Source organism: Kitasatospora sp. NPDC047058, assembly GCF_040643935.1.
GTDB lineage: Bacteria > Actinomycetota > Actinomycetes > Streptomycetales > Streptomycetaceae > Kitasatospora.
The window spans coordinates 1-5,171 of record NZ_JBEYVJ010000442.1 but is presented as its reverse complement, the minus strand read 5'-3'; the positions used below and the strand labels follow the sequence as shown (position 1 = coordinate 5,171).

2 protein-coding genes are annotated in these 5,171 nt (G+C 74.4%); both read left to right on the top strand.

Features of this window, described 5'->3' with window-relative positions; all coding sequences use genetic code 11:
* On the top strand, positions 1-2,487 hold a 2,487-nt coding region (locus ABZ885_RS34950; protein WP_360197937.1), incomplete at its 5' end, for an SDR family NAD(P)-dependent oxidoreductase.
* A gap of 39 nt (positions 2,488-2,526) precedes the next feature.
* On the top strand, positions 2,527-5,171 hold a 2,645-nt coding region (locus ABZ885_RS34945), incomplete at its 3' end, for a type I polyketide synthase (RefSeq protein WP_360197934.1).

Here is a 5,171-nt window from a genome sequence, read left to right as displayed (position 1 = left end):
CAGACGCGCCGGGCGGTGCGGTTCGCCGACGCGGTGGCCGCCCTCGCCGCGCAGGGTGTGTCGGTGTTCATCGAGGTCGGCCCCGACGGGTCGCTCTCCTCCCTGGGCCCGGACATCGTGGCCGGCACCGGGAACGAGGACGCCGCCTTCGTCCCGCTCCGGCGCCGGAACGACGAGAGCGTCCCGAGCCTGGTCGCTGGCCTGGCCCGCGCGTACGTCAACGGTGCTGCGGTGGACTGGAGTTCGGTGCTGCCGACCGGCACGCCGGTCGAGCTGCCCACCTACGCCTTCCGGCAGGAGCTGTACTGGCCCAAGGGCGTGCAGACCCCGCCGAACGCCGGCGGGGACGGGACGGGCTCGGCCGCCGAGGCGCAGTTCTGGGCCGCCGTCGACAGCGGCGACCTGGCCAAGCTCGTCGACACCCTGGCGCTGGAGGACCAGCAGCACCTCGGCGAGGTCCTGCCGGCCCTGGCGTCCTGGCGGCGCCGCGAGCAGGACCGGTCGCTGACCGCCAACTGGCGGTACCGGGTGGACTGGGCGCCGGTGGCCGAGCCCGCCCCGGCGGTGCTCGCCGGGCACTGGCTGCTGGTGGTCACGCCCGAACAGGCCGAGGACGACCTGTGGCAGGCCTGCGTGGAGGCGCTGACCGCCCGCGGTGCCGACGTCGTGACGATGGTGACCACCGAAACCGCCGACCAGGGGCGGATGGCCGCGCAGATCGCCGCGACGCTTCCCGAGGCCGGGGTCTCCGGCGTCGTGTCGCTGCTGGCCCTGGACGAGACGCCGCTGCCCGGTCACCCGGTGCTGGCGAACGGCCTCGCCGGGACCCAGACGCTGATCCAGGCCCTGATCGCCGAGGGGGTCCACGCGCCGATGTGGGCCGTGACCCGCGGTGCGGTGGCCGCCACGTCGGACGAGGCACTCACCAGTCCGGTGCAGGCGCAGACCTGGGGTCTGGGCCGGGTCGCCACCCTGGAACACCCCGACCACGGCGGCGGTCTGGTCGACCTCCCGGCCGAGTTCGACGAGCAGGCCGCGGCGCGGTTCTGCGCGGTGCTCGCCGAGTGCGGCGAGGACCAGGTCGCGGTCCGTCCGGCCGGGATCTTCGGCCGCCGGCTCGTCAGGGCCGCACAACCCCGCGGCACCGCCGGGCAGTTCGTGCCCCGCGGCACCGTCCTGATCACCGGCGGGACCGGCGCGATCGGCGGGCACGTCGCCCGCTGGCTGGCCGGCCGCGGTGCCGGGCGACTCGTGCTGACCAGCCGCTCCGGCGCCGGGTCGGCAGGAACGGCCGCACTGGCGGCCGAGCTGGCGGCGGCCGGGTCGGCGGTCGACGTGTTCGCCTGCGACGCCGCCGAGGACGCCGCGCTGGCCGGGGTCGTCGCCAGGATCGGCGCGGGCGGCCCGCCGCTGACCGCGGTCATGCACGCCGCCGGCCTCGGACAGGCCACCGCCCTGGACGACGTCTCGGTGGAGGAGACGGCCGCCATGCTGGCCGCCAAGGCCGCGGGCGCCGCCAGCCTGGACCGGCTGACCGCCGGCCTGGACCTGGACGCCTTCGTCCTGTTCTCCTCCATCGCGGCGACCTGGGGCAGCGGCCTCCAGGCCGGCTACGCGGCGGCGAACGCCTACCTGGACGCCCTGGCGGAGAACCGCCTCGCCCGGGGCCTGGCCGCCACCTCGGTGGCCTGGGGCCCGTGGGGCGGCGGCGGGATGACCGACGCGGAGGGCGCGGCCGCGATGACGCGCCGCGGTCTGCGCCTGATCGATCCCGGCCAGGCGATCCAGGCCCTGGCCCAGGCGCTCGACGGCCGGGACCGGCTGATCACCGTCGTGGACGTGGACTGGGCGCGGTTCGCCCCGCCGTTCACGCTGCGCCGGCCCAGCCCGCTGATCGAGAGCCTGCCCGAGGTCGTCGAGGCGCTGGCCGGCAAGGGCGACGACACCGGCGCGGCCGACTCGTCGGCCGGGAGCGCGCTGGCGCAGCAACTGGCGAGCCTGTCCCGGGTGGAGCAGGACCGGCTGCTGACCGACCTGGTCCGCACCGAGGCCGCCGCCGTCCTGGGGCACGCGAGCGTCGACTCCGTCGAGGCCGACCGGGCCTTCAACGACCTCGGAGCCGACTCGCTGACCGCCGTCGAACTGCGGGACCGGCTGGGCGCGTCCACCGGGCTGCGCCTGCCCAGCACGCTGCTGTTCGACTACCCCACCTCGGCCGCGCTCGCCGACCACCTGCGGGTCAGCCTGACCGAGGAGACCAGCCCGGCCCAGCCCGTGCTGGCCGAACTGGACAAGCTGGAGGGCATGCTCGCCGGGATCGCCGGCGACGACGAATCCGCCCTGATCACCAACCGCCTCGAAGTCGTCCTCTCCAAGTGGAGGGAGGCTCGGGCACAGACCGCCGAGACCGGAGTTGCGGAGAAGCTCGAATCGTCAACCGACGACGAAGTCTTCGATTTCATCGGCAAGGAACTCGGAATCCACTGACACGGCCAACGCCGCGACTTCTTCGACGAGGTGACGTAAGTGAGCGAAGAGAAGCTCCGCTACTTCCTCAAGCGGGTGACCGCTAATCTGCACGAGACCCGGCAGCGTTTGCAGGAATTGGAAAGCGCCGGCGGTGAGCCCATCGCCATCGTCGGCATGAGCTGCCGGTTCCCCGGCGGCGTGCGCAGCCCCGAGGGCCTGTGGGAACTGCTGGACGCCCAGCGGGAATCGGTGGCCGGGCTGCCGCAGGACCGCGGGTGGGTCTTCGGCGACGCCGACGGCTCCGGGGTCGGCGCCGCCGAGGTGCAGGCGGGCAACTTCATCTACGACGCCACCCGGTTCGACGCCGGCTTCTTCGGGATCAGCCCGCGCGAAGCCCTGTCGATGGACCCGCAGCAGCGGCTGCTGCTGGAGGTCGCGTGGGAGGCGCTGGAGCGGGCCGGGATCGACCCGGCCTCGCTCCGCGGTTCGGCGACGGGCGTGTTCGCGGGGGCGTCCGCCTCCGGGTACGGCTGGATCACCGGCAAGCAGGGCGAGCTCGACGGTCACGTGATGACCGGCAACGCCACGAGCATCCTGTCCGGCCGGGTGTCCTACACGCTGGGCCTGGAGGGCCCGGCGGTCACGGTCGACACGGCCTGCTCGTCGTCGCTGGTCTCGATGCACCTGGCCGCGCAGGCGCTGCGCTCCGGCGAGTGCTCGATGGCGCTCGTCGGGGGCGCGTTCGTGGCGGCCACCCCGGTGCTGTTCACCGACTTCAGCAAGTCGCTCGGACTGTCGCCCGACGGGCGGTGCAAGACCTTCGGGGCCGGCGCGGACGGCATGGGCGTCGCCGAGGGCGCCGGTGTCGTGGTCGTGGAGCGGCTGTCGGATGCGCGCCGCAACGGGCACCCGGTGCTCGCGGTGGTGCGCGGTTCGGCGATCAACCAGGACGGTGCGTCCAACGGCCTGACCGCCCCGAACGGTCCGTCGCAGCAGCGGGTCATCCGCGCGGCGCTGGCCAGCGCCCGGCTGTCGACGGCCGACGTGGACGTGGTGGAGGCGCACGGGACGGGTACCCCGCTCGGGGACCCGATCGAGGCGCAGGCGCTGCTGGCGACGTACGGCCAGAACCGTCCGGAGGACCGGCCGCTGTGGCTGGGGTCGGTGAAGTCCAACATCGGCCACACCCAGCAGGCCGCGGGCATGGCCGGGATCATCAAGATGGTGCTGGCGCTGCAGAACGAGCAGCTGCCGGCGACGCTCCACGTCGAGGAGCCGACGCCGGAGGTGGACTGGTCGGCGGGTGAGGTGCGGCTGCTGGCCGAGCCGGTGGCGTGGCCCGCCGGGGAGCGGGTGCGCCGCGGCGGCGTGTCCGGGTTCGGGATGAGCGGCACCAACGTCCACATCATCCTGGAGGAGGCCCCGGCCGCGGACGAGGAGTCCGCGGAGGCGCCCGCCGGGGACGCCGAGGGTGCGGACGTCCTGGACGAGCCGGCCGCCGAGGTCGAGGCGGCTCCGGTTGCTCCCGCGGTGCTGGAGCCGGACGGGCTGGCGGCCTGGGTGGTCTCGGGCCGGTCGGCCCGGGGCCTGGCGGCCCAGGTGGGCCGGCTGCGGGACTGGGTGTCGGCACGGCCGGAGTCGACGCCGGAGGATGTCGCCTGGTCGCTGGCGGCGACGCGCTCGGCCTTCGAGCACCGGGCCGTGGTGGTCGGTGGCGGCCGCGAGGAGCTGGTGTCCGGGCTGGGCAGCCTGGTGGACGGGGTCGCTGCGGGCTCGGTCGTCTCGGGTGTGGCCCGGTCCGGGGGCCGGACGGCGTTCGTGTTCGCGGGTCAGGGTGCGCAGTGGGTCGGCATGGGCCGTGAACTGGCGGCGTCGAGTCCGGTGTTCGCGGCGCGGTTGGCGGAGTGTGAGGCGGCGTTGGCGCCGCATGTGCCGTGGAGTCTGTCCGGGGTGCTGGCCGGGGCCGAGGGTGCTCCCGTGCTGGAGGCCGCGGATGTGGTCCAGCCGGTGATGTGGGCCGTGATGGTGTCGCTGGCTGCGGTGTGGGAGGCCGCCGGTGTCACGCCGGATGCGGTTCTGGGTCACTCGCAGGGTGAGATCGCGGCGGCGACGGTGGCGGGGATGCTGTCGCTGGAGGACGGTGCCCGTGTGGTCGCCGTCCGGGCGCGGGCGCTGTCGGGCCTGCAGCTTCAGGGTTCGATGCTGTCGGTGGTGATGCCGTACGCGTCGGTGCGGGAGATCGTCGAGGGCTGGGGCGAGCGGCTGTCGATCGCCGCGGTCAACGGTCCGGCGGCGGTGGTCGTGTCGGGTGAGGCGGAGGCGCTGGCGGAGTTCGAGCGTGAGCTGGCGTCGCGGAAGGTGATGCGCTGGCGGGTGCCGGTGACGGACTTCGTGGCGCACTCGCCGGCGGTGGAGCCGCTGGAGGCGGTGCTGGCTGAGGAGTTGGCCGGGATCGTCCCGCAGGCGGGTCGGGTGCCGATGATCTCCACGGTGACCGGTGAGTGGCTGACCGGCCCCGAGGCCGATGCCGGCTACTGGTACGCGAACCTGCGCCGGATGGTGCGTTTCGAGGAGGCCGTCCGCACCCTGCTGGGCGGGGGTTATGGCGCGTTCGTCGAGGTGTCCCCGCATCCGGTGCTGACCGCCTCGGTCACCGAGACGGCCGAGGACGCCGGTATCGCCGATGTCCTGACGGTCGGCAC